The following is a 25,415-nucleotide window of genomic DNA, read 5'->3' on the forward strand; positions in this document are numbered from 1 at the left end:
CACGGTCATTACGATCACGGATCACGTTTTCGGCAACTGTATCGCTGCTTCCCGAAAAGCATTCCAGTGATTTCGACACGGCTTGATCTTCTGCAGCATCTCAGAAATTCCAGAATTCGTTCAAACGATTCCACACACTCTTCCCTGCGGACATGCGGAGGAGAGCCCAGGTCCTGAAAAAGCAGGTTACAGTCAACGTTGTTAAATCGGCAAGCAAGGAACTGACTGCCCGTGTCAGCTCTTTTCCCTGATCTTCAAAGAGCAAGAATCGCCAGGGAGGTGAATTCGGAGAGGGGAAACGGTTCAGGAGGAAATGATCAAGGAACTCCGCAGGCTGACCCGGGAAACTGATGTCGTCAGAAAGTGTTCATCCAGGCCTTAATGAGAGTGAGTTTTTACGCTGTAAAAGGGGTTGCGGTTACGAGGGCGGGCCATGGGAATCAGCATCAGCATTTCGGGTGTTTTAAAGCAGGAAGCCAAACCCGTTAGTGATTTCTTCAAGAGAATTTTCGACATCGTCGTCTCGTTGACGGTGCTGGTTCTCTGTGCGCCTTTTTTTGCCCTCATCGCGTTGGCGATCACGCGCGAAACACCCGGTCCCGTCTTCTATCGAGGCGCGCGCGTCGGGCGGGGAGGGAAGTGCTTCAAGATCCTCAAATTCCGCACCATGTACGAGAATCCCCAGAGCTATGCCGGCCCGAGGGTCACCGCGCAGGACGACATCCGGGTCACACCGCTCGGGCACTGGCTGAGGGACACCAAGCTGAATGAGTTCCCACAGTTCTGGAACGTCCTCAAAGGGGAGATGAGCCTGGTCGGTCCGCGTCCCGAAGACCCGACACTCGCCACGGAATGGCCAGCTGAGGTGGCGCGGGAAATCCTGTCCGTCCGCCCCGGCATCACCAGTCCTTCCTCCGTCATGTATCGGGACGAGGAAAGCCTGCTGTGCGCCGACAATCTCATCAATCAGTATCTGTGCGACCTGAGCCCCAACAAGATCCGGCTTGACCAGCTCTACGTGCGCCATCGCTCCTTCCTGCTCGATCTCGATACGATGCTCTGGACGGTCCTGCTTTTACTGCCCCGGCTTAGGGCCTATTCCCCTCCGGAATCGTTTTTGATCGTGGGTCCAGTTACCCGCCTGATCAAGCGCCACGTGAGCTGGTATATTCTGGACTTTCTTGTTCTGCTTTTCTCGATCGGGATTTCGGTCATGCTGCTGCGGGACGTCGCTCCCATCAGAATAGACTGGATCGCGCTGCTGGAGATGGCCTTTGCCTACCTGGCGCTCTACAGCCTGATCGCCGTCAAGACGGGGGCCAATCTGACCCGCTGGGACAAGGCCACCAACCGCGATGCCGCCCGTCTCACCATGGCGTGGCTTATCGCCACGGCGGCCGTGGTGGCGATCCATTTCGCGGTAGGGATTACATCCGACCTGAGACGGATCCTGATACTGATGTCTTCCATCTTCTTCCTGACGGGAATGCTGCTCGCCCGTTACCGGAGCCGCGTGCTGATCGGGCTGCTCCGGAGCATCGTGATCCGCCGGACCAAGGCGAAGGCCACGGCGGAACGCGTCCTGATCGTGGGCTCCGGGCGGACCGCCGAGCACGTCCTCTGGCTCCTTGATCATCCGTCCTATTCCCTGAAGTATCAGGTTGCGGGCATCATCGACGATGACCTCTTTTCGCAGGGGATGAAAGTCTACGGTGTCAAAGTGGTCGGCGAAACGAATAACATCGCCGGGATCGTTAAGGAAAAGGATGTCGGCTTAGTCATCCTGGCGGACCATCGCCTCGATGAGTCAAGCTATAGTCTATTGCGCGAAGCCCTGAAGGACATTCCCGTCAGGATCGCCGTTGCGCCCGACCTCTACGGTTCCATGGAAGGTCTGTCCCGGGCCGTGTCGGGCGGCCCTTCGACGCCTGCCCTCGACAGCTTTCAGTGTCGCCACTGTCTGGCCAGAATCCGCTCCCACGTGGAGACGCCGGCCGACGGGAAGTAACGCTTCCTTGATCTATGCAGAGGTCTGCAGTTCTGCGGGAATTTCATCACAACAGGAGGGAAAGATCACATGGGAAGTTTCTGGGCGGATAAGAAAGTGCTGGTAACCGGCGCCGGTGGATTTATCGGCAGTCACCTGGTGGAGCGGCTTGCCGGGGAAGGGGCTTCAGTGCGGGCCTTCGTCCGCTACAACTCCCGTGCCGACGCGGGGCTGCTCAAGCTGGCGCCTCCGGAGATTCTTTCCCGCATCGAGCTGATCGGCGGAGATCTGCGGGATTCCGATGCCGTGCGCAAGGCCGTGGAAGGCTGCCGGATTGTGTTCCACCTGGGTGCGCTCATTTCCATTCCCTATTCCTATTATCATCCCGTGGAAGTGGCCGAGACGAATCTCATGGGGACGTTGAACGTGCTTCTCGCCTGCCGCGACCTCGGCGTGGAGCGCCTGATCCACACGTCCACCAGCGAAGTCTATGGCACCGCCCAGCGCGTCCCCATCGACGAGGCGCATCCCCTCCAGGGGCAGTCCCCCTATTCCGCCAGCAAGATCGGGGCGGACAAACTGGCGGAGAGCTTCTTCTGCGCCTTCAGCGTGCCGGTGGTGACCGTCCGTCCCTTCAACACATTCGGCCCGCGCCAGTCCGCCCGCGCAGTCATCCCCACGATCATCACCCAGGTGCTTGCCCGGCAGAGCATCCGTCTGGGAAATCTCGAAACCACCCGTGATTTCACCTACGTAGACGACACCGTCAGCGGTTTTCTCTGTGCCGCGCAGAAGGAGGGCATCGAAGGCATGACCTTCAACCTGGGGACGGGGTCGGAGATTGCGATCGGCGTTCTTGCCCGGACAATCATCGAAAAAATCGGAGTCCCCGTTTCAGTCGAACTGGATCCGGAGCGGCTCCGTCCGGAAGGCTCCGAGGTGATGCGGCTTCTGTCCGACAATTCGCGGGCCCGTTCCCAACTCGGGTGGGGGCCCGAAGTGGGCCTGGATGAAGGACTCAACAGGACCATCGCCTGGATTCGGGAGAATCTGGGGAATTACCGCATCGGCGTTTATGAATTATAGTATGAATTATAGAAGGGAGGGCAACCTATGAAAGCCGTAGTCCTGGCAGGCGGAAAAGGCGCACGCCTCGCGCCTTACACAAAAATTCTTCCCAAACCGTTAATGCCCATAGGGGACATGCCCATTCTGGAAGTCCTCCTGCGGCAGATGAAAGTGGCCGGGATCGACCATGTCATCCTCACCGTGGGACATCTGTCCGAACTCCTGCGCGCCTTCTTCCAGGACGGCAGTCAATTCGGCGTCGACATTTCCTACAGCTACGAAAAATGTCCGCTTGGAACCGCCGGGCCGATCTCCCTGATCGACGGCCTGGACGAGACGTTCCTGGTGACCAACGGCGACGTGCTAACCACCCTGAGCCTGCGCGAGCTGATCGGCTTTCACCGGGAGCAGAAAGCCGCCGCGACCATCGCCGTCCATCAGAGGCAGACGAAGATCGACCTGGGCGTCATCCAGTGGAACGGCAACTACGAAGTGAAAGGCTACATCGAAAAGCCGGTCTATGACTACACCGTCAGCATGGGGGTTTATGTGTTCGAGCCGAAGGTCCTTTCCTATATCCCCCACGGGGAATACCTCGATTTTCCCGATCTGGTGAAAAAGCTGATCGCCGCCGGCGAAAAAGTGGTCGGCTACCGGTTCCACGGCTACTGGGAAGATCTGGGGCGGCCGGATGATTACGAGAGGGCGTCGCGCGACTTTGAAAGCATGCGCGAACAGTTCCTTCCTGGCATGGAATGCAGAGGGTGACATCATGGACTGGCGCATAACGCTTTCCGACATCGACATGGGAAATGAAGAAATCGAGGCGGTGGATCGCGTCCTCCGCAGCAAATGGCTCACCATGGGATCGGTAACGCAGGAATTCGAGAAAGCGGTCGCCGACTACGTGGAGGCAAAGCATGCCGTCGCGGTCACCAACGCCACGGCTGCCCTGCATCTTGCCTGCGTGGCGGCGGGGCTGGGGCCGGGGAAAGAGGCGATTGTCCCTTCGCTGACGTTCGTCGCCACGGCAAACGCGGTCCGTTACACGGGCGCCTCCGTTGTCTTCGCGGATATCGCCGGGGAACAGGACCTGAACATTTCGGTCGAGGCGATCGAGCGGTCCGTGACGGAAAGGACCCGCGCCATTGTGGTCGTCCATTACGGCGGGTATGCCTGCGCCATGCCCGCGATTCTGGAGTTGGCTCGGCGGCACAACCTGGCTGTGATCGAAGACGCGGCTCACGCGATCGGCTCCGAACTGCAGGGGAAAAAGCTGGGCGCCTGGGGAGACGTGGGATGCTTCAGCTTTTTTTCCAACAAGAACATGACCACGGCGGAAGGGGGAATGCTGGTGACCAGTGACGACGCCCTCGCCGAAAGGCTCCGCCTGCTCCGGTCCCACGGAATGACCACCCTGACGCTGGACCGCCACAAAGGGCACGCGTGGAGCTACGATGTGGTTGATCTGGGATACAATTACCGCATCGATGAAATCCGCTCGGCGATGGGCCTTGTGCAGCTCGGCAGACTGGACAGGAACAATCGCCGCCGCCGGGAATTTACGCGGCTCTATCGCGAGTTGCTGCGGAATGAAGCGCCGCAGGTCACTCTGCCGTTTTCCAGTCACCCGGGAGTATCGGCCGCGCATCTCATGCCGATCCTGCTGCCGCCGGGTGCGGACCGTCTCCGCTTCATGGAGCACATGAAGTCTCGGGGCATCCAGACCAGCATCCATTACCCGCCGATCCACCGGTTCAGCGCCTATCGGGAAGAGGGTGATGCGCAGAGGATAAAACTGCCGATTACGGAAGAGGTCGCCGCGAGAATTGTCACACTGCCGTTGTATCCCACGATGACGGACGAAAACGTGCTGGAAGTGGTTAGCTGTGCCGCTGGAGGGATCCTGCCGAAGGGATGCTGAAATGAAAGCAACAAGATATTTCCTCGCCGTGCTGGCCGCCCTGTTCGCTTTTTCCGGATTTTTCGCGCCGGCAGTTCTGGCCGCCGAGACCGTAACTGCCGTGCTGGAGCGGATTACCCTGACCTCGGAGTTTTCACCGCCCAGTCCCGATCCCGCGGGGATCGTCTATCTTTCGGACTACAACACCCTGCTGATCAGTGACTGTGAAGTCGACGAGATGCCTCCCTACTTCACGGGGAAAAATCTCTTTGAAGCGACTCTGGGAGGGAGCCTGCTGGGCACGCTGACGACGACCTCCTTTTCAGACGAACCCACCGGGGTCGCCTACGATCCTTCCACCAGACGCCTGTTCGTCAGCGACGACAACAAGGGACGGATCTGGATCGTGAAGCCGGGAGACGACGGGGTTTACAATACGGAAGACGATGTTCTCACCAATTTCCGGACTTCCTCGTTCGGGATTGTGGACCCCGAAGACGTCGTATTTGACAGTTGGCGGGATCATCTGGTTGTCATAGACGGCACGGGGGAAGAGGTCTGGGATATCTCTCCGGGTGCCAACGGCGTTTTTGACGGCGCTTCGGGTGATGATCAGGCAAGCCACTTCGATACGGAGGCTATGGGAATTCATGATCCGGAGGGGATCGCCTTCGATACGAACAACGGCCATCTGTATCTGCTGAGCAGCAAATGCGACAGGATCGCGGAGACCACCATCAGTGGGACCTTAATCCGCTACATTGATATTTCCCGTCTCAAGTCCTCATACGCTGCCAGCATGTGCGCCGGTTTGACCTATGCGCCCTCCAGCAGCACTTCCGGCAAAATGAACCTCTACATGGTCACCCGCGGCGTGGACAACGGAGCAGATCCTTACGAGAACGACGGCCGGATTTACGAGATATCCTTCCCGCCACTGGAGCCCTCGGACAATCTGGCTCCGGTGGTGAATGCGGGAGCAGATCAGACGATCACGTTTCCCGGCAGTGCAGCCCTTGCCGGCACGGCTTCGGACGACGGCCTGCCCAGTCCGCCCGCGACGCTTACCTATTCCTGGAGCAAAGTCAGCGGGCCGGGGACGGTGACCTTCGGCAGCGCCTCTTCGCTTGCGACGACGGCGAGCTTCTCGGCAGCGGGGACTTACACCCTGCGCCTGACGGTCTCCGACAGCGCTCTGTCGTCGAGCGACGACATAGTCGTGACGGTGAACGACAGTGGGGGGACAGAACCCCAGAGCTTCTCCGTGCGCGTTTCGGCTGGCAGCGACGATGCGGAAGAGTTTACCGCCTCGAACGGCTGGATATATCTCACCGGCAATGATCTCGAACTGATTCATGACAGTGAAGATCAGATTGTGGGCATGCGTTTCAACAGCATCCCCGTTCCGGCAGGGGCAACGATTCTCGATGCCCGCGTTCAGTTCACGGTCAAGGACGCCACAACCGGGGTCTGCAGCCTGGTGATTCGAGGGGAGGCTGCAGACCATGCCACGACCTTCACCACAACCCGCTACAACATCAGCAGCCGGCTGCTCACTTCCGCCGCGGTGAACTGGACTCCCGCGGCCTGGACCGCGGTGGGCGCAGCGGGTCCGGACCAGCAGACCCCCAATCTGAGCTCTATCCTGCAGGAGATCGTCAGCCGTCCCGGCTGGCAGTCGGGCAACAGCCTGGCGCTGATCGTCACAGGCTCAGGCACGCGAACCGCCTCCGCTTATGAGCGTTCGGCGAGTCAAGCGCCGCAGCTCCTGGTCACATATTCGACCTCATCCCAGCCCACAAATCAGATGCCTGTTGCCAACGCACAGTCGGTGTCGACAGCCGAGAATATGGCGAAAGCGATTACCCTGACGGGCAGCGACCCGGATGGGGATTCACTGATCTACAGTGTGGTGACAGCCCCGGCACACGGCACACTGAGCGGAACGGCGCCAAATCTGACGTACACGCCGTCTTTCAACTACAGTGGTTCGGACAGCTTCACCTTCAAGGTGAATGACGGCACGGCGGATTCGGCCCCGGCGACGGTTTCGATCACAGTGACGGAGGCGGCGAACAATCCGCCTGTTGCCAATGCACAGTCGGTGTCGACAGCCGAGAATACGGCGAAAGCGATCACCCTGACGGCTAGCGACCCGGATGGGGATTCACTGACCTACGTCGTGGTGACAGCCCCGTCACACGGTACGCTGAGCGGAACAGCGCCTGATCTGACTTACACGCCGGCTTCCGGCTACAGTGGTTTGGACAGCTTCACCTTCAAGGTGAATGACGGCACGGTGGACTCAGCCTCGGCGACGGTTTCGATCACGGTTACGGCGGTGAACGACGCACCGGTGGCTAACGCGCAGTCGGTGTCGACGGCTGAGGATACGGCGAAAGCGATTACCCTGACGGGCAGCGACCCGGATGGAGATTCTCTGACCTACAGTGTGGTGACATCCCCGTCACACGGTACGCTGAGCGGAACAGCGCCTGATCTGATCTACACGCCGGCTTCCAACTACAGTGGTTCGGATAGTTTCACCTTCAAGGTGAATGACGGCACGGTGGACTCATCCCCGGCGACGGTTTCGATCACGATTACGGCGGTGAACGACGCACCGGTGGCTAACCCCCAATCTGTAACGACTCCCGCAAATATGTCGACAACGATCACTCTGACGGGCAGCGATCCGGATGGCGATAAGCTGACCTACAATGTGGTAAGCGGGCCGACACAAGGCACGCTGAGCGGGTCAGCCCCCAACCTGATCTATACGCCGGCATCGCCATACTATGTTGGACCGGACAGTTTTACATTCACTGTCAATGACGGCATGATTGGATCGACCCCGGCCACGGTTTCGATCACGATCACTGCACCGGTGAATTCGGCACCGATCGTCAATGCGGGCATTGATCAAACCATCATACTTTCCGCCAGTGCCTACCTTAACGGGTCAGCCACGGACGACGGACTGCCCAACCCACCCGCGATGCTCACTTACACCTGGAGCAAGGTCACGGGACCGGGCACAGTAACTTTCGAAAACACCTCGTCGCCTGTCACAACAGCAACGTTTTCCAAGGGGGGAGGCTACACGCTGCGGTTGACCGTTTCGGATGGTGACCTGTCATCCAGTGATGATATCGCGGTGAATGTCAGAAGGAAATAAAGACCGCTGATCCACCGGTTCAGCGCCTATCGGGAATACAGTGTGATACGCAGAGGATAAAACTGCCGATTGCGGAAGAGGTTGCCGCGGGAATTGTCACACTGCCGCTGTATCCCACGACGACGGACGAAGACGTGCTGGACGTGGTTAACTGTATCACTGGAGGGATCCTGCCGAAGGGGGTGCTGAATTGAAGGCAACAAGATATCTTCTCGCCGTCCTGGCTGCCCTGTTCGCTTTTTCCGGATTTTTCGAGCCGGCAGTCCTGGCCGCCGAAACCGTAACCGCCGTGCTGGAGCGGATCACCCTGACCTCGGAGTTTTCGCCGCCCAGCCCGGATCCGGCGGGGATCGTCTATCTTTCGGACTCCAACACCCTGCTGATCAGTGACTGTGAAGTCGACGAAATGCCTCCCTACTTCACGGGGAAGAATCTCTTTGAAGCGACTCTGGGGGGCAGCCTGCTGGGCACGCTGACGACGACCTCCTTTTCAAACGAACCCACCGGGGTCGGGTACGATCCTTCCACCAGACGCCTGTTCGTCAGCGACGACGACGAGGGACGGATCTGGATCGTGAAGCCGGGAAGCGACGGGGTTTACAATACGGCAGACGATATCCTCGCCAGCTTTCGGACTTCCTTGTTCGCGATTGCTGACCCTGAAGACGTCGTATTTGACAGCTGGCGAGGCCATCTGGTTGTCATAGACGGCACGGGGGAAGAGGTCTGGGATATCTCCCCGGGCGCCAACGGCGTGTTTGACGGGGCCTCGGGTGATGATCAGGCAAGCCACTTCGATACGGAGGCTATGGGAATTCATGATCCGGAGGGGATCGCCTTCGATACGAACAACGGCCATCTGTATCTTCTGAGCAGTAAATGCGACAGGATCGCGGAGACTACCGTCAGTGGGACCTTAATCCGCTACATTGATATTTCCCGCCTCAAGACCTCTTATGGTGCGAAAATGTGTGCCGGATTGACCTATGCGCCCTCCAGCAGCATTACCGGCAAAATGAACCTCTACATGGTGACCCGCGGCGTGGACAACGGGGCCGATCCTTACGAGAACGACGGCCGAATTTACGAAATATCGTTCCCTCCACTGGGACCCTCGAATAACGTGGCTCCGGTGGTCAATGCGGGTCCTGATCAGACGATCACGCTACCCGGCAGTGCAGTCCTTGCCGGCACGGCCTCGGACGACGGTCTTCCCAACCCTCCCGCAACGCTCACCTATTCCTGGATCACGGTCAGCGGTCCGGGGACGGTGACCTTTGGCAGTGCCTCTTCACTTGCGTCGACGGCGAGCTTCTCATCAGCGGGGACCTACACCCTGCGCCTGACGGTCTCCGACAGCGCCCTGTCGTCGAGCGACGACGTGGTCGTGACGGTCCAGTCCTCCACATCCACAAACCTGGCACCGGTGGTGAATGCGGGAGCAGATCAGACGATCACGCTACCCGGCAGTGCGGCTCTTGCCGGCACGGCATCGGACGACGGCCTTCCCAACCCTCCCGCAGCGCTTACCTATGCGTGGAGCACGGTCAGCGGTCCAGGAACCGTGAACTTCGGCAGCGCCTCATCGCTTACGACAACGGCAAGCTTCTCATCAGCAGGAACTTACACCCTGCGCCTGACGGTCTCCGACAGTGTTCTATCGTCGAGCGACGATGTGGTTGTGACGGTGAACGACAGTGGGGGGACAGAACCCCAGAGTTTTTCCGTGCGCGTTTCGGCTGGCAGCGACGATGCGGAAGAGTTCACCTCCTCGAACGGCTGGATATATCTCACCGGCAATGATCTCGAACTGATTCATGACAGTGAAGATCAGATTGTGGGCATGCGCTTCAACAGCATCCCCATTCCGGCAGGGGCAACGATTCTCGATGCCCGCGTTCAGTTCACGGTCAAGGACGCGACAACGGGAGCATGCAGCCTGGTGATTCGAGGGCAGGCTGCCGACCATGCCACGACCTTCACCACATCCCGCTACAACATCAGCAGCCGGCTGCTCACTTCGGCCGCGGTGAACTGGATTCCCGCTGCCTGGCCAGCGGTGGGCGCAGCGGGTCCGGACCAGCAGACGCCCAACCTGAGTTCCATTCTGCAGGAGATCGTCAGTCGTCCCGGCTGGCAGTCGGGAAACAGCCTGGCGCTGATCGTCACAGGCTCAGGCACGCGAACCGCCTCCGCTTATGAGCGTTCGGCGAGTCAGGCGCCGCAGCTCCTGGTCACGTATTCGACCTCGACCACACCTGCAAACTCGGCGCCGGTGGTGAATGCGGGAGCTGATCAGACGATCACGCTACCCGGCAGTGCGACTCTTGCCGGTACGGCTTCGGATGACGGTCTTCCCAGCCCTCCCGCAGCGCTTACCTATGCGTGGAGCACGGTCAGCGGGCCGGGAACAGTGACCTTCGGCAGCGCCTCTTCGCTTGCGACAACGGCAGGCTTCTCATCAGCGGGGACCTACACCCTGCGCCTGACGGTTTCCGACAGCGTCCTGTCGTCGAGCGACGACTTGGTCGTGACGGTCCAGTCCTCCACATCCACAAACCTGGCACCGGTGGTGAATGCGGGAGCAGATCAGACGATCACGCTACCCGGCAGTGCGGCCCTTGCCGGCACAGCCTCGGACGACGGCTTGCCCAGTCCGCCCGCGACGCTCACCTATTCGTGGAGCAAAGTCAGCGGGCCGGGCACGGTAACCTTCGGCAGCGCCTCTTCGCTTGCGACGACGGCGAGCTTCTCGGCAGCGGGGACCTACATCCTGCGCCTGACGGTCTCCGACAGCGTTCTGTCGTCGAGCGATGATGTGGTTGTGACGGTGAACGACAGTGGGGGGACAGAACCCCAGAGTTTTTCCGTGCGCGTTTCGTTGGGCAGCGACGATGCGGAAGAGTTCACCGCCTCGAACGGCTGGATATATCTCACCGGCAATGATCTCGAACTGATTTACGACACCCAGGTTCAGATTGTAGGCATGCGATTCAATAACATCCCCATTCCGAATGGGGCCACGATTCTCGATGCCCGCGTTCAGTTCACGGTCAAGGACGCCACAACCGGGGTCTGCAGCCTGGTGATTCGAGGGGAGGCTGCCGACCATGCCACGACCTTCACCACAACCCGCTACAACATCAGCAGCCGGCTGCTCACTTCCGCCGCGGTGAACTGGATTCCCGCGGCCTGGCCTGCGGTGGGCGCAGCGGGTCCGGACCAGCAGACACCCAACCTGATCTCTATCATACAGGAGATCGTCAGCCGTCCCGGCTGGCAGTCGGGCAACAGCCTGGCGCTGATCGTCACAGGCTCAGGAACGCGAACCGCCTCCGCTTATGAGCGCTCGGCGAGTCAGGCGCCGCAGCTCCTGGTCACGTATTCGACCTCGACCGCGCCATAAACCGGAGGGCGAGTAGAAAATATTCCGGCCTCTCCGGAAAATCGGATGGAATGGAAAAATCCGTTTGCAGAAGTCGGTTTTTCCCTTTACTCGAATTTTGGGTGTGAATTTTTAAATTTTTACATCCAGAAAAGGAACGAATAAATTAAATTATTGAACAAAATTTGTTTGCCGCATGGAAAAACAGGGCCGGATTGGCCCTGTTTTTTTTGTTTTCCAGGCTGTCACTGCCGATCAAAACTCACACCCCTTCTTTGAAAGTATGGGCTCCTGCTGAGGGCATGTGAAGAAGTCGTGGTATTTTTAATGCAAATGTGATTTAGATTTTCACCCTTCTCAATGGACAAAACGGGCTGGGCTTGCCGCAAAAATTCAGCCATTGAGAAGGCTGAACAGGAAAAAACCGAAACTCGGGTGAACCGTTCGAAAGGAGATATCGAGGATGAGGATTCTGGTTACGGGCGGGGCCGGCTATATCGGCAGTCATGTGGTGAAGGCGCTGGGGGAGCAGGGGCATGACCTGCTCATTTATGACAACCTGTCCACGGGGCACGACTGGGCTGTCCTTTACGGCAGGCTGGAGGTGGGGGAACTGGCAGATACCCGTCGTCTGGACGAAGTCCTGCAGGCGTTCCGGCCGGAGGCGGTTCTTCATTTCGCCGCGTCCATCCAGGTGGAAGAGTCGGTCCGGGAGCCGCTTCGTTACTACCGCAACAACGTTGCTAATTCGCTGAATCTCCTGGACGCTATGGAGCGCCACGACGTCCGGAATCTCATCTATTCTTCCACGGCAGCCGTTTACGGCATTCCCGAGCGGATGCCCGTCGATGAATCTCTGCCTCTGAATCCCATCAATCCCTACGGGGCCTCCAAGGTCATGATGGAAACGGTGCTCCGGGACATCGCCGATGCCAGGGAGAACTTCCGCTACATCGCCCTGCGCTACTTCAACGTGGCCGGCGCGGATGCCGGGAACCGGATCGGCCAGGCTTACGCGGACGCCACCCATCTCATCACCCGGGCGCTCAAAACCGCCAACGGGCAATACCCCAAGCTGTCCGTCTTCGGGACGGATTACCCCACTCCCGACGGCACCTGCATCCGCGACTACATCCATGTGGACGACCTGGCCGACGCCCACATCCGGGCGCTGAATTATCTGGTGGAGACGGGGAAGACGGAAATTATGAACTGCGGCTACGGCCACGGCTTTTCGGTTCGGGAGGTGGTGGACGTCGCGAAAAAGGTGACGCGGATCGATTTTCCGGTCGAGGAAACGGAGCGCCGCGCTGGAGACCCGCCGGAACTTATCGCCGACAGTTCGAAACTCCGCCGCCTCACCGGCTGGCTGCCCCGCCACGACGATCTGGAGTTCATCATTAGAACCGCCTGGGACTGGGAACTGAAGTACCGGTCCCTTCTGAAAGGAAAGGTGTGAAACCCCTGACAATAAAACTCATACAAGAAAGGAATCCAAGTGAATCAATCCGATAAAACGTGGTCTGTCAGTCCTGGTGGTGAATCATTTCCTTTGCCTTTGCCGGAAGAGTACCCGGGAGAATTCGAGCGACTTCAGCAGATCGTCCAGGAGCAGCGCAGCTTGGGCCGGGAGATTGTTGTCGTCATGGGGCTGGGTTTTGTGGGGGCAGTGATGGCGGGGGTCGTGGCCGATTCGGTGGATCGCGATACCGGCAAACCGATGAAGTTCGTCATCGGGATGCAGCGCCCTTCGGTACGATCCTATTGGAAGATCCCCCTGTTCAACCGCGGAATCGCCCCCGTGGAGGCGGAAGATCCGGAGGTCGTTCCGCTGATTGACCGCTGCGTCAACAAGAAAAAGACCCTGATGGCCACCTATACGGATGATGTCCTTTCCCTGGCCGATGTTGTGGTCGTCGATGTCCAGTGCGACTATTTCAAGGAATGCCTGGGCAATGTCCGGGAAGGGCATGCGGAAATCGCCGCGCTGGAGGACAGCCTGCGCATCCTGGGGGAAAAGATCCGACCGGAATGCCTCGTCCTGATCGAAACGACGGTTCCGCCGGGGACAACGGAATATATCGCCTATCCCATCATCAAGAAGGCCTTTGAAAAGCGCGGACTAAAGGATGCGGAGCCTCTGCTGGGCCATTCCTTCGAGCGGGTCATGCCGGGCCGGGAGTATGTGGCCTCCATCCGGGATTTCTGGCGGGTCTGCAGCGGGATCAACGATACCGCCAGAGAGCGGGTGCGGAAGTTCCTGTCGGATATACTGAATGTGGAAAAATATCCCCTGACCGTTCTGGACCGTCCCATCGAGAGCGAGACCTGCAAGATTGTGGAAAATTCCTACCGGGCGACCCTCCTGGCCTTCCTGGATGAATGGAGCCTGTTTGCAGAACGCAACGGCGTGGATCTGATCAAGGTGATCCAGGCGATCAAGGTCCGCCCCACCCATTCCAACATGATCTTTCCCGGACCCGGGATCGGCGGTTACTGCCTGCCCAAGGACGGCGGCCTGGGGGTCTGGTCCTACCGGACCCTGATGGGATATGATGATGAAATCTTCAGGCTGACGCCCATGGCAATCGATATCAACGACACCCGGGCGCTTCACGCCGCGGAGCTGGTGCGGGATGCCCTCAGGAACATGGGCAAGATCGTCGCGGCCTCGAAGATTGCCATTCTCGGGGCCTCATACCGGGAAGATGTGGGGGACACCCGCTACAGCGGCTCGGAGATCCTGGTCCGCAAGCTGACGGAAATGGGCGCTGAAATTTCCGTTCATGATCCTTATGTCCAGCACTGGTGGGAGTTTGAAAAACAGGAGAGCTATCCGGCAACCGGTCACTCCTGGTCCCGATTCTTCCGCAATCAGGAAAGGCTCAGTGAACTCCGCATCAGCAAGGATCTGGGGGAGGCCCTGGATGGATCCGATGCCGCTGTCTTAGCCGTCCGTCACCAGCTCTACCTGAGCTTGACGCCGGATGATATCGTCCGCATGGCCGGTCGGCCGATTGCCGTGGTGGACTGTTTCGGGATTCTCTATGACGAGGGAATCCGGCGGTTTATTGAACTGGGATGCGAAGTCAAAGGCCTGGGACGCGGCCACATCAGGCGGATCAAGGATCAGGTGCAAAAAAGATGAGAAAATGCCGGTCGCTGACACCGCCTTTCCTTCCCTCCAATCAGGCAATCATCCCCAGTTGTTGCTGAAACAACGCCCTGATTCAATTCATCATTCCTCCTGAAGCATTTTTGATGGATGCCCGTCAGTTTGACGGGCATCTTTTCTGTTACTCAGAGGATCCCATGCGGCATTCAAGCGTGGCCAGAGTGGAACAGTGAACCATATCACATTGTTATGAGTAATGATTATCACATTGCCACTGTTGAATTTAATCGATCATGAGGTTAATGTTGAATCAAAAGAGAGTCATTTTGAACACATCATGAAAGTGAATCAAGCGGGTGCTAACAGGGCGGGGTTATCACCAGTCAGAAACGGGAATCTGAGGTCCTTACGAGAGACGTGATCGTGATCAGTAAAAACCCTTAGTCTTTCTAAGGTTATTTTCTGGCCCAATTCAGGCTTTAATTAGGAATTATACTGAACATCCTGATGGCATTTTCCCCGTGATTCATGTAAAAAAAACAAGGGAATAACTGCAAGATACCATTGTCCACTATTATTCAATTCAATCTTTCACCTGCTCCCTGTTATTGAAGGGCGTGGCGAAGTGCAGAAAACACGGCAACAGAAAAGAAGGAAAGGTGGATAGAGCTTTGGCATCTCCGGTTTCACACAAAAAATCCGGCATGAAGAAATGGGCGGACAATGTCGTCCCGATCCGGGATTCCAGACCGTTTTCCGCCGGTTATCACGATCTTGTTGACAATGCCCGAATCGGCCTTTTCAGAACCAATCTCAAAGGCGATATTCTTTATGTCAACAAATGCGGTCTGGCGATGCTGGGTTTAGAAAATCTCGATGAGGCCAAGCCGGGAGACGCTCTCGCCTGGTATCGGAATCCGGAGGACCGGAAAACCTTCCTGGAAAGACTGGGGAAAACCGGCCGGATCGATCAGTTTGAGGCGGAATGTGTCACGGCAAAAAGGGAATCCATTGTTCTGCTGGTCAATGCCGTCCTTGAAGGGGACGTTATAACGGGGGCGATGATCGATATTTCCGCTTTGAAGCACAAGCACGAGGCCCTCATCAGGAGGGAGAAAAGGCTGGCCGACGCCCAGCGGATCGCCCATCTGGGCTGCTGGGACTGGGACATCGTCACGGGGGAACTGTTCTGGTCCGATGAGGTCTATCGGATCTTCGGGCTGCGTCCCCAGGAATTCGGCGCGACCTATGAGGATTTTCTCGCCCGGATCCATCCCGACGACCGCCGGACCGTCGAAGAGCGTGTGAATTTGTCCCTTGCCGATCCCGGTATCCCTTACTCGGTGAGTCACCGGATACTCCTTCCTGATGGAGCAGAATGCAAAGTATTCGAAAAGGGTGAGGTGACCTTTGACGGATTCGGCAAGCCGGTGCGCATGATCGGGACTGTCCACCCGCTTATTATGCGAAAACAGACCGAGGAGGAACTGATTCGTGCCTATGAGGAGATCCAGGCGCTGAAGGAAAAACTGGAGGCCGAAAACACCTATCTTCGTGAAGAGGTGGGTCTGCAGCATGGCGCCGGGGAAATCATCGGTGACAGCGAGGCGATCAAAAACACTATGCACAGGGCGCTTCAGGTGGCGCGCACTTCGGTGACGGTGCTTCTGACGGGTGAGACGGGTACGGGAAAGGGGATTTTCGCCCATTTCCTTCACCAGAACAGCGGCCGTGCGGACAAACCCTTCGTCCACGTCAACTGCGCCGGATTGCCCCACAACCTGATCGAGAGCGAACTTTTCGGCAGGGAAAAGGGGGCGTTCACCGGTTCGACGGCACGGCAGATCGGCCGCTTTGAACTGGCCCACGGGGGAACCATTTTTCTCGATGAGATTGGTGAGCTTCCCCTGGAGCTGCAGGCGAAGCTTCTCAGAGTCATCGAGGACGGGAAATTCGAGCGCCTCGGCAGCCCGCATTCCATCAAGGTGGACGCGCGGATCATCACCTCGACCAACCGCAATCTCGAGGACGAGATCAGCGAAGGGCGGTTTCGGGAGGATCTTTTTTTCCGGCTCAGTGTTTTTCCGATCATCATCCCGCCCCTGCGCGAGAGAAAAGCGGACATTCCTCTTCTGGTAGAATTTTTTACTCATAAATGCAGCAAGGTTCACAGAAAAAACATTCGCCACATCCCCGCGCAGACCATGAAGTCCCTCGAAAATTACGGATGGCCGGGAAACGTCCGGGAGCTGATGAACGTGATCGAGCGGGCGGTGATCGTCACCCAGGGGACCGAACTCCAGCTTGCCGGACAACTCAGCGCCCACTCTATCAGATCCAGGAAAGAGAGGGGGATCGAGGGTTCGGAAAAGCCGGCCTTCAAAGGGCTCAACGGAGTGGAACGCCGGCATATCCTCGAAACGCTTCAGGAAGCGGGATGGAAGATCGAGGGTCCGGGAGGCGCGGCGCAGCGCCTGGAAATGAACCCGAGCACCCTGAGGACCCGGATGAAAAAACTGCAGATCAAACGGCCGGAAACATTATAGAACCTGCCTGAAATCGCCTTCCTCTTCAATTATATTAATGCGGGGATTTCCTTCGGAGAATTCAGGGCGAGACGCTGATTCTTCCATTCGAATCCAGCGCGTATGTTTTTGTTCCCTTGGGGTGCTTGAACTTCGCATCGCATCGAATGGCAATGCCGGAAACGACATAGACAAACGAACCACGAAAGGGAGGCATATCGTCATAATCGGGAGGAAGGTGGTTGCCGTCGAAAAACTTGTCCCCGGTTAAATCGACATCGGACAGGCAGGCCAGATAAAAGTTCCTAGCGCCGTTTTCAGCCTGCCGGTTGAGCTCCTTCTGCTGGCAGGCGTTATACCAGTATCCGGCCATCAGGAGCAGTATCCCCAGAATCATTCCTGTGGAAACGGTAAGTTTGATGAGTTTGAAGTAACGCTTCTCTTTTTTGCCTGTCAATGTGGTCTTCATCTGCTCTGCATTCGGGTTTCCGATCTTTTAATCATTTCGCAAGAGAAATACGGGATGAGGTGTAACAGAATTCAGCCGTTTTACAGGCTGGAACGAAAAGAGCTGCATACTTAGAATAGAATCCGGCTGCCGGTCAATACTTGAAAATCAGTATTTTTACCTAAGAAAAAGACTTAAAATCAACCGCCGCAAAAAAGTTTTACGGGAAGCTATAAAAGAGTCCGGAATCACCGGCATCGACATTGGTATGTTTTTTCTGTTTCCGAACTAATCCCCAGTTGTGGCCCAGATAATATATTCCCTGTTGACGAAGGTAACCTTTTCGGATGCTTCCTCAGGATCTTCAGACAGAACGGTAATGAATTTATCCGTGCCCTGTTTCAGATAATCAGCCAACCGGTTAAAGTTGGCGATGTTTATTTTTCCTCTGATAAGGGAACCATCTGACATTTTCACGATGATATTCTTATATTTTACTTCATATGTCGGAATCATAAACGCTCCTCCTCTCTTCGCCCTTTCATGCAACGAAATATCTGCATGAAGGGAATAAGGGCAACCGCCGTCTTGAGATTCATATCCGCCATTTCCATCCGCCGCAACGCTTCCTGATCTATGAAAAAGCTGAATTTGTCGCCGTGCAGACGATTTTTGGGCGATATTCATGGGAAATTTCAGGGATAGATTTGCCTTTCATGTCATCACCGGCAATCTGAAACGCTATATAATCACAAACCTTTTTTTTCAACTCCTCATTGCCGCACTCACACATGAAGATGGTCATTCTGAGCAGTCGCCTGTCCCAATCGCGTTCCGCTTCAGCCTCATTCCAATTCTTCTGCTGCTCGATATTCATCACCATTTGGACGCCTCCCTGTCTTATTTTTTATGTAAATTTATCCTCACAATTGATTTTATTCAATATGGTCAATGTGATAGTCCTCACCGAGATCAGTGTGATATGTTTCATATGTGATGAAATGAAATCCCCAGTTTTTTCATGATTTGTCCGATTTGACATGGCCCACGAAAGTTCTTTTGCCTGCAGAAACCTGCCCGAAGCACCTTTTTCCCCCATCAAAAAATGAACCCGCAATATCCCACGGCATCCGTGTCATGCCACGGATAAATTTCGGTTCGATGGATGCCACGAAATCTTTTTGATTCATGATAAATACGTAAAATTAATTACTTATATCTTTATTTTCCTGAATGTATCAAACGGTATAAGTTTTGCCCTGATTACATTTACCGGTGTAAAACGTCATGAAAGAGAACTTTATGAAAAATGATGTCACGTCCGGGAAATGGTTTCTGGTTTCGTTGACACTGGTGTGGTGGAGCTGGGCGGGATAAGGCGAAGAACTATGAAATAACGTTAATAACCTGCATGAGGCAACACACGCACAGGAGGTAGAGGTATGAAGAACATGAAAGTAGTAAAAGTGTTTTTGACGGCGTTATTTGCGGTTCTCATGGTCTTTGGCATCATGACCAGCGCAAGTGCTTACGTAGCTCCTTACGACGTTCCTGTTGACACTTTACAGACATGGACGATAAACACCACCCCAAACCTTGATGCAGATGATGTAAAGGGGATAGTGGGGTACACTGGGACTGCTCCTTTTGTTGAACTATACAAGAGGAATGCCGGTGATTCTTACGATACTGGTCCTTATGCATCATCTTTTGATACCACTTACGGCACCGGTAACGAAACAGCAACAATAACATGGACGGGTTCAACTGCCGCGACATTCAATCCTCTTTATCTTCTTGTGAAAGACGGTGCGCAGGGCGATCCTGCACAGTTTATTTTTAATATAAGCAACTGGAACGGTACTGATCCCATCAATATTGCGCAATTATGGCCGACTCAGGGCAGTATTTCCCACGTGGCCCTGTACGCGCCTGTTCCCGTTCCCGCCGCCGTGTGGCTGTTGGGGACCGGATTGATCGGTCTGGTAGGTATCCGCCGCAGGATGGTGAAATAACGAACGTTTCTCCCTATATTCTCCTGTGAACGTGAGAGATGAAAGGTGATTTGAAGCCTCCAGGGGTGCAAGCCGTCTGCCCTCTGGGGGCTTTGTTATCCTGCCGGATGGATGAATCCTGCCGGATGGATGATCCCTGCCGAAGGTGGGAAATTGATTCGGAAACAGCCGGCCTCGAAAAATAAATCCGTTGAATGCCAAGGTTATCCACTGAATGCCACGGAAAATTGCCCGTCGATAAGAAGAACCGAAGTCTTTTCTTTCGTAAAACTATTGTAATATTAATTGATTGGAACTGTAGTTTCTTAATTGTTTCGATTGGTACAAGTTTTGCCGTCATATGTGGAAGATCGGTACGAGGGACATGAAAATTACAAAAGGAGGTTATTAATATGCGCAAGCAACAGAGGAAAATAATTATTTGTTTACTGGTCATTGCGGCTTTTGTTTCTTTTCTTCCCTTGGCCGCACACGCCTACACTGTAAATCTTACCTCTTTTCAAACGGATGGCATTACTTCAGGCGAGATATACGGTTCCGGGACAAGGGAAAATGGAGAAAGTACAAGTCCTTTCTTCTTCTGCCTGGAAACACAAGTAAACGTCGGAGTACCTGGAACGTATAACGTTACCGAAACAACATTAACTGATAATTTTTTGCGAGCGGCGTGGTTGATGAACAACTATTCTCCTACCTGGAATGGGGCATATTCGGGATATAATTTTCTGCAAACAGGCGAGGCGGTGCAATATGCCATATGGAAAACAATAGGGCAGACCCTGCCAGTCGCGCCTTCAGCGGTTATTACTCTTGCAGATACTCTGTTTTCACTTGCAGGCACACAAAGCCTGGAAAGTTTGACTTATCTTCAGTCGTCTTATTACCGAATGAACCTGACGACATTGGCGGGAGCGCCAGTGCAAGATCTTATCGGAGGGGGGCCGAGCCGTGTTGTTCCCATCCCCGCCGCCGTCTGGCTGTTGGGGACCGGATTGATCGGTCTGGTAGGTATCCGCCGCAGGATGGTGAAATAACGAACGGTCCTGCCTCGATCCTCCTGTAACCGTAAGACAGGAAAGGTGATTTGAAGCCCCCAGGGGTGCAAGCTGTCTGCCCTTTGGGGGTTTTGTTATTTGTCGCATGGCCAATCCCCTCCTGCTGCCAACTGCCAACCTTTACGCCCTGTTCTTACAAGGTGTTTCTCCCCGCATCTCATCCTCTGGATGAGATCCATTTAAGGGATAAAGAGGGTAATAATACTTAATTGCCCGATGCCATCCTTTTAGGTTTTCGTGGTAAAAATAGCAGGAAAAACGTTGAAGTCCTATAACAACTCTTCATTCCGGGAATGAGAAAATGGAATTGAAGGAGCGGAGCTTTGTTTGCTACACGGCATTTCATCCAGCAGCTTCGACTGTGCGGGAGCAGGTCCTGGCTGAATGTGTCATGTCTTCCAGCCGGATCGAAGGCATGGCGATCGATCTCCCGGCTTTATGAAATTCCTTGAAACAGGGACGCAGAAAGGGTAAGGAAGGCGGCATTACCCTTCTTCATATAATCGAGGAACGATCAGATTTTCGATAAGTCATTCCCAAGATAAGAAATAAAGGGGTTGTACGAATGGCTGGTATATCAAATGAAACAATCGAGACCGTGAGACGATTTGTCCGACTTGTCAAAAATGCCAATATCAAGGTGGAGAAGGTCGTTATATTCGGTTCTTACGCAAAGGGAACCGCGGGGAAATGGAGCGACGTGGATCTCGCCATTGTCTCGGAGGATTTTTCGGGGATCGATTTTAATGATCATAAAAAATTAGTTCCATTTTTGCTGAAATTGGATTCGAAGATCGAACCACACCCTTTCCGACCGGAAGACTTTACCGAAGATAATGCTTTTGCAAGGGAAATCATGAAAAGCGGCATTGAATTGCATCTGTCTGAATTATCCTGAGAGCGGAGGTGCGAATGAATAGAGTTGTTTCAGTGATAGGCCTTGGATACGTCGGGTTGCCGGTGGCCGTGGCTTTTGGAAAACGGAAAAGGACGGTCGGCTTCGACATCAATTCGACCCGCATTGCCGAGCTCCGCAAGGGACACGACCGCACCGGCGAGGTGACGCCCGAGGATCTGGCTGCCGCGGATATCCTCTTCACCAGTGACATCAACGAGCTGCGGCAGGCCGATTTTCATATCGTCGCCGTCCCCACGCCGGTGGATAACGCCAATCAGCCCGATCTGACCCCCGTCCTGCGCGCGTCGGAAACCGCGGGGAAGGCCCTGAAGAAGGGGGATATCGTCGTCTATGAATCGACGGTCTATCCCGGCGTCACGGAAGAGGAATGCGTGCCGATCCTCGAACGGGTTTCCGGCCTGACCTGCGGGACCGATTTCACCGTCGGGTACAGCCCGGAACGGATCAACCCCGGCGATAAGGAGCACACCTTCACTAAAATCAAAAAGGTCGTCTCCGGCCAGGACGCCGAAACGCTGGAGATCGTGGCCTCGGTTTACGAGTCCGTGGTGACGGCCGGCGTCCATCGCGCCCCGACGATCAAGGTTGCCGAGGCGGCCAAGGTCATCGAGAACACCCAGCGCGACCTGAACATCGCCCTGATGAACGAACTGGCCCTGATCTTCGATCGGCTGGGCATCGACACCGGCGACGTCCTGGAGGCGGCGGGCACCAAATGGAACTTCCTCGGCTTCCGGCCGGGGCTGGTCGGCGGGCACTGCATCGGCGTCGATCCCTATTACCTGACCCACAAGGCCGAGATGATCGGCTACATCCCCCAGGTGATCCTCGCCGGCCGCCGCATCAACGATTCCATGGGGAAATACATCGCCCAGCAGGCCGTCAGGGAGATGATCCTTGCCGGCCACAATGTCCTGGACGCCCGCGTCACGGTGCTGGGGCTGACATTCAAGGAAGACTGCCCCGACCTGCGCAACTCCCGCGTCATCGACATCATCCGGGAGCTGGAGGGGTACGGCGTTCAGTTGCAGGTCTCCGACCCGATGGCTGATGGGGAGGAGGCCCGGCACGAATACGGTGTCGCTCTGACCCCCCTTGACCGGCTGCTGCCCGCCTCCGCAGTGATCGTGGCCGTTGCGCATCAGGCCTATCGCGGCATGACGCCGGATCAACTCGCGGCGCTGACTCTGGGCAGACCGGTGGTGCTGGATGTCAAGGGAATCTTTGACCGGCAGGCCCTGGCGGATGCCGGAATCCGCCTGTGGAGACTCTGATCCGCCATGACTGAAAGAGGAAACATACTGGTCACCGGCGCCGCGGGATTCATCGGCTTTCATCTGTCGCGGCGGCTGCTGGCGGCGGGACATTCGGTCGTCGGCCTGGACAACCTGAACGACTACTACGACGTCCGCCTGAAGGAGGCCCGCCTGGCCCGCCTGACGCCCCATCCCAATTTCCGGTTTGTCCGCCAGGGTCTGGAAGAGCGGGAGAAACTGCACGCCCTCTTTGCCGCGGAGAGCTTCGCGACCGTCGTCAACCTGGCCGCCCAGGCGGGGGTGCGCTATTCCCTGACCAATCCCTACGCCTACATCGACAGCAACATCGTCGGCTTTGTCAATCTCCTCGAAGGGTGCCGCCATTACGGAGTCCGGCACCTGGTTTACGCCTCCTCCAGTTCCGTCTACGGCGCCAACACGGCGATGCCCTTCTCCGTACACCATAACGTGGATCATCCCGTTTCCCTGTATGCCGCCACCAAAAAGGCCAACGAGCTGATGGCGCACACCTATTCCAGCCTCTACGGAATACCCGCCACGGGCCTTCGCTTTTTCACGGTTTACGGCCCCTGGGGCCGCCCGGACATGGCCCTGTTTCTTTTTACCCGGGCGATTCTCGAAGGCCGTCCCATCGATGTCTTCAACTACGGAAAAATGCGGAGGGACTTCACCTATGTCGATGACATCGTCGAGGGGGTGGTGCGGGTGATGGACCGAATTCCCGAGGGCAATCCGGCCTGGAGCGGCGACCATCCCGATCCCGGAACCAGCTATGCCCCCTATAAAATTTACAACATCGGGAACAACAACCCCGTGGAACTGCTCTCCTTCATCGAGGCGCTGGAGGACTGCCTGGGGAAAAAGGCCGAAAAGAACTTCCTGCCCCTGCAGGCCGGCGATGTACCCGCCACCTATGCCGATGTGGACGACCTGATGCGGGATGTGGGCTTCCAGCCGTCCACCCCCATCGAGGAAGGCATCCGGCGGTTTGTGACGTGGTATCGGGAGTATTACGCGCTGTAATCATCGGCCAGGCAACGGTCAAAGGTATTGATGCTTTTCAACTCTCTTGAATTTGCCCTGTTCTTTTCCCTGACCGGTCTGGTTTATTTTCTCTCGCCATTCCGGCTGAGAGTTCCTCTTCTCGTTGTTGCCAGTTACATTTTCTACATAACCTGGCGCTGGGAATATGCTTTTCTGCTGCTCGCACAGACAGGGATCAATTTCGGTTGCGGCTGGGCGATCTCCTGCTCAAAGTCACAACGTTCCCGCTCTTTATGGCTTGCCTGTGCGGTTGTTTCCAGCTTGGGAATTCTGTTCCTGTTCAAGTATTATAATTTCTTCCTTGATGCTCTCGGTTTTGTGATTCCTGCATCGTCAGAAAAAACCGGACTTGCGGCGATGAACATCGCCATTCCCGTTGGCATATCCTTCTATACCCTGCAGGCCCTGGGGTATTCCTTTGATGTCTACAGGGGGAAAATTGAACGGGAAAAAGATCCGGTGCAATTCGCACTTTTCGTCGGATTTTTCCCCCAGCTTCTCTCCGGTCCCATCGAACGTGCCGGAAACATGCTCAAGCAGTTTCGGCCGGAAAATGCGTTCGATCTGGACAGAATGTACTCCGGCCTTGCCCTCATGCTCTGGGGGCTCTTCAAGAAGGTCGTGATCGCCGACCGCCTGGCTGTTTATGTCAATCTGGTCTACAACGATCCCCAAGGCTTTTCAGGCCCGACCCTTCTTCTGGCCACCTATTTCTTTGCGTTTCAGATCTACTGCGACTTTTCCGGATACTCGGACATGGCGATCGGCGCTGCACGGGTCCTGGGCTACGACATCATGACCAATTTCCGGCTTCCCTATTTCGCCGATTCCATCTCGGATTTCTGGCACCGCTGGCACATTTCGCTTTCTACATGGTTCCGGGATTACCTGTATATCCCGCTGGGAGGGAACCGGGGAAGCCTTTTCCGCCAACAGGCCAACATCCTGATGGTCTTTGCGGTCAGCGGCCTCTGGCATGGCGCGAACTGGACGTTTGTTCTCTGGGGGGCGCTCCACGGCTTCTATTATATACTGGAGCGGGTTTTTGGGGGTCCGGCTGCGCGACTCTGCGCCATTCTGGGTGTCCAAGGGTCCCTTTTGAAAGGATTGAAGATTTTCATTATCTTCCACCTTGTCACTCTGGCCTGGGTATTTTTCAAGGCCCGCTCTGTGACTGATGCACTCCATGTCCTTCGAGGCATTTTTACGAATTTCGGAGGGGCGCTCTACCTTGGCCCTTCACAGTTGACAACGCTCATCGGCGCATCTCTGATCTTTCTTCTCATGATCGTTCAATTCTTCCAGTATCGCGGTCTGATACCCCTGCTCAGAGCCGAACGCAGCTTCCCGATCTACATCCGCTGGCCGGCCTATGCTGCCATGATTTTCGGGATCTCCATCTTCGGAATCAGCAGCAATGAATTCATCTATTTCCAGTTTTAGGAAGCGGGAAGAGCCCCACCGTAAAAATCCGAGCAAGCTCAGCCGATCTTTTG

General features: G+C 56.0%; 19 protein-coding genes. 16 read left to right on the plus strand and 3 right to left on the minus strand.

What is annotated here, in order from left to right; all coding sequences use genetic code 11:
• Positions 1–433: 433 nt before the first annotated feature.
• The 9 genes from SYN_RS14940 to SYN_RS14945 all read left to right on the plus strand — a co-directional run bounded on the left by SYN_RS14940 (position 434) and on the right by SYN_RS14945 (position 17,182).
• The gene (locus SYN_RS14940) at positions 434–2,008 is read left to right on the plus strand and encodes a sugar transferase (RefSeq protein WP_049749867.1); all 1,575 of its coding nucleotides are present in this window, start codon (positions 434–436) and stop codon (positions 2,006–2,008) included.
• Between the two features lie 69 nt (positions 2,009–2,077).
• A complete protein-coding gene (locus SYN_RS01905) occupies positions 2,078–3,073 on the plus strand; it encodes an SDR family NAD(P)-dependent oxidoreductase (protein ID WP_011416310.1) in 996 nt (331 codons plus the stop codon).
• 27 nt (positions 3,074–3,100) lie between these two features.
• The gene (locus SYN_RS01910) at positions 3,101–3,823 is read left to right on the plus strand and encodes a sugar phosphate nucleotidyltransferase (protein ID WP_011416311.1); all 723 of its coding nucleotides are present in this window, start codon (positions 3,101–3,103) and stop codon (positions 3,821–3,823) included.
• Positions 3,824–3,827: 4 nt separating this feature from the next.
• On the plus strand, positions 3,828–4,979 hold the full coding sequence (locus SYN_RS01915; RefSeq protein WP_041584611.1) for a DegT/DnrJ/EryC1/StrS family aminotransferase: 1,152 nt from the start codon (positions 3,828–3,830) through the stop codon (positions 4,977–4,979).
• A 1-nt stretch (position 4,980) separates the two neighbouring features.
• The gene (locus SYN_RS16465; RefSeq protein WP_041584612.1) at positions 4,981–8,136 is read left to right on the plus strand and encodes an Ig-like domain-containing protein; all 3,156 of its coding nucleotides are present in this window, start codon (positions 4,981–4,983) and stop codon (positions 8,134–8,136) included.
• 190 nt (positions 8,137–8,326) lie between these two features.
• Complete coding sequence (locus SYN_RS01925) at positions 8,327–11,542, plus strand: PKD domain-containing protein (RefSeq protein WP_011416314.1); 3,216 nt, start codon at positions 8,327–8,329, stop codon at positions 11,540–11,542.
• A 442-nt stretch (positions 11,543–11,984) separates the two neighbouring features.
• Entirely contained in the window at positions 11,985–12,980 is a 996-nt protein-coding gene (gene galE, locus SYN_RS01930) for a UDP-glucose 4-epimerase GalE (protein ID WP_011416316.1), read from the plus strand.
• A gap of 39 nt (positions 12,981–13,019) precedes the next feature.
• Complete coding sequence (locus SYN_RS01935; protein WP_011416317.1) at positions 13,020–14,669, plus strand: nucleotide sugar dehydrogenase; 1,650 nt, start codon at positions 13,020–13,022, stop codon at positions 14,667–14,669.
• Between the two features lie 671 nt (positions 14,670–15,340).
• Complete coding sequence (locus SYN_RS14945) at positions 15,341–17,182, plus strand: sigma 54-interacting transcriptional regulator (protein ID WP_158302889.1); 1,842 nt, start codon at positions 15,341–15,343, stop codon at positions 17,180–17,182.
• 61 nt (positions 17,183–17,243) lie between these two features.
• Here SYN_RS14945 and SYN_RS01945 read toward each other — a convergent pair whose 3' ends face one another.
• From SYN_RS01945 to SYN_RS16165, 3 genes are all read right to left on the minus strand, one after another.
• The gene (locus SYN_RS01945; RefSeq protein WP_011416320.1) at positions 17,244–17,630 is read right to left on the minus strand and encodes a hypothetical protein; all 387 of its coding nucleotides are present in this window, start codon (positions 17,628–17,630) and stop codon (positions 17,244–17,246) included.
• A gap of 267 nt (positions 17,631–17,897) precedes the next feature.
• Positions 17,898–18,296, minus strand: a complete 399-nt coding sequence (locus tag SYN_RS15965; RefSeq protein WP_011416321.1) for a DUF6812 domain-containing protein — start codon at positions 18,294–18,296, stop codon at positions 17,898–17,900.
• A complete protein-coding gene (locus SYN_RS16165) occupies positions 18,244–18,492 on the minus strand; it encodes a hypothetical protein (protein ID WP_011416322.1) in 249 nt (82 codons plus the stop codon). The genes SYN_RS15965 and SYN_RS16165 overlap by 53 nt, the downstream gene beginning before the upstream one ends.
• Before the next feature lie 559 nt (positions 18,493–19,051).
• On the opposite strand from SYN_RS16165, the gene SYN_RS01960 reads away from it, so the two are divergent.
• The 7 genes from SYN_RS01960 to SYN_RS01985 all read left to right on the plus strand — a co-directional run bounded on the left by SYN_RS01960 (position 19,052) and on the right by SYN_RS01985 (position 25,362).
• Entirely contained in the window at positions 19,052–19,624 is a 573-nt protein-coding gene (locus tag SYN_RS01960; RefSeq protein ID WP_011416324.1) for a VPLPA-CTERM sorting domain-containing protein, read from the plus strand.
• Between the two features lie 392 nt (positions 19,625–20,016).
• Positions 20,017–20,658: a VPLPA-CTERM sorting domain-containing protein gene (locus SYN_RS01965; RefSeq protein WP_011416326.1), complete on the plus strand. Its 642-nt coding sequence runs from the start codon at positions 20,017–20,019 to the stop codon at positions 20,656–20,658.
• Between the two features lie 322 nt (positions 20,659–20,980).
• Positions 20,981–21,121: a hypothetical protein gene (locus SYN_RS16170; RefSeq protein ID WP_158302890.1), complete on the plus strand. Its 141-nt coding sequence runs from the start codon at positions 20,981–20,983 to the stop codon at positions 21,119–21,121.
• A gap of 123 nt (positions 21,122–21,244) precedes the next feature.
• A complete protein-coding gene (locus tag SYN_RS01970; RefSeq protein ID WP_011416327.1) occupies positions 21,245–21,577 on the plus strand; it encodes a nucleotidyltransferase domain-containing protein in 333 nt (110 codons plus the stop codon).
• 14 nt (positions 21,578–21,591) lie between these two features.
• On the plus strand, positions 21,592–22,872 hold the full coding sequence (locus SYN_RS01975; protein ID WP_041584615.1) for a nucleotide sugar dehydrogenase: 1,281 nt from the start codon (positions 21,592–21,594) through the stop codon (positions 22,870–22,872).
• A gap of 6 nt (positions 22,873–22,878) precedes the next feature.
• Complete coding sequence (locus SYN_RS01980; RefSeq protein ID WP_011416329.1) at positions 22,879–23,898, plus strand: NAD-dependent epimerase; 1,020 nt, start codon at positions 22,879–22,881, stop codon at positions 23,896–23,898.
• Positions 23,899–23,928: 30 nt separating this feature from the next.
• Entirely contained in the window at positions 23,929–25,362 is a 1,434-nt protein-coding gene (locus SYN_RS01985) for an MBOAT family O-acyltransferase (protein WP_041584616.1), read from the plus strand.
• The last annotated feature ends 53 nt before the right edge of the window (positions 25,363–25,415 follow it).

Origin of the sequence: Syntrophus aciditrophicus SB (assembly GCF_000013405.1) — a bacterium.
In the GTDB taxonomy this organism is placed as follows: domain Bacteria; phylum Desulfobacterota; class Syntrophia; order Syntrophales; family Syntrophaceae; genus Syntrophus; species Syntrophus aciditrophicus.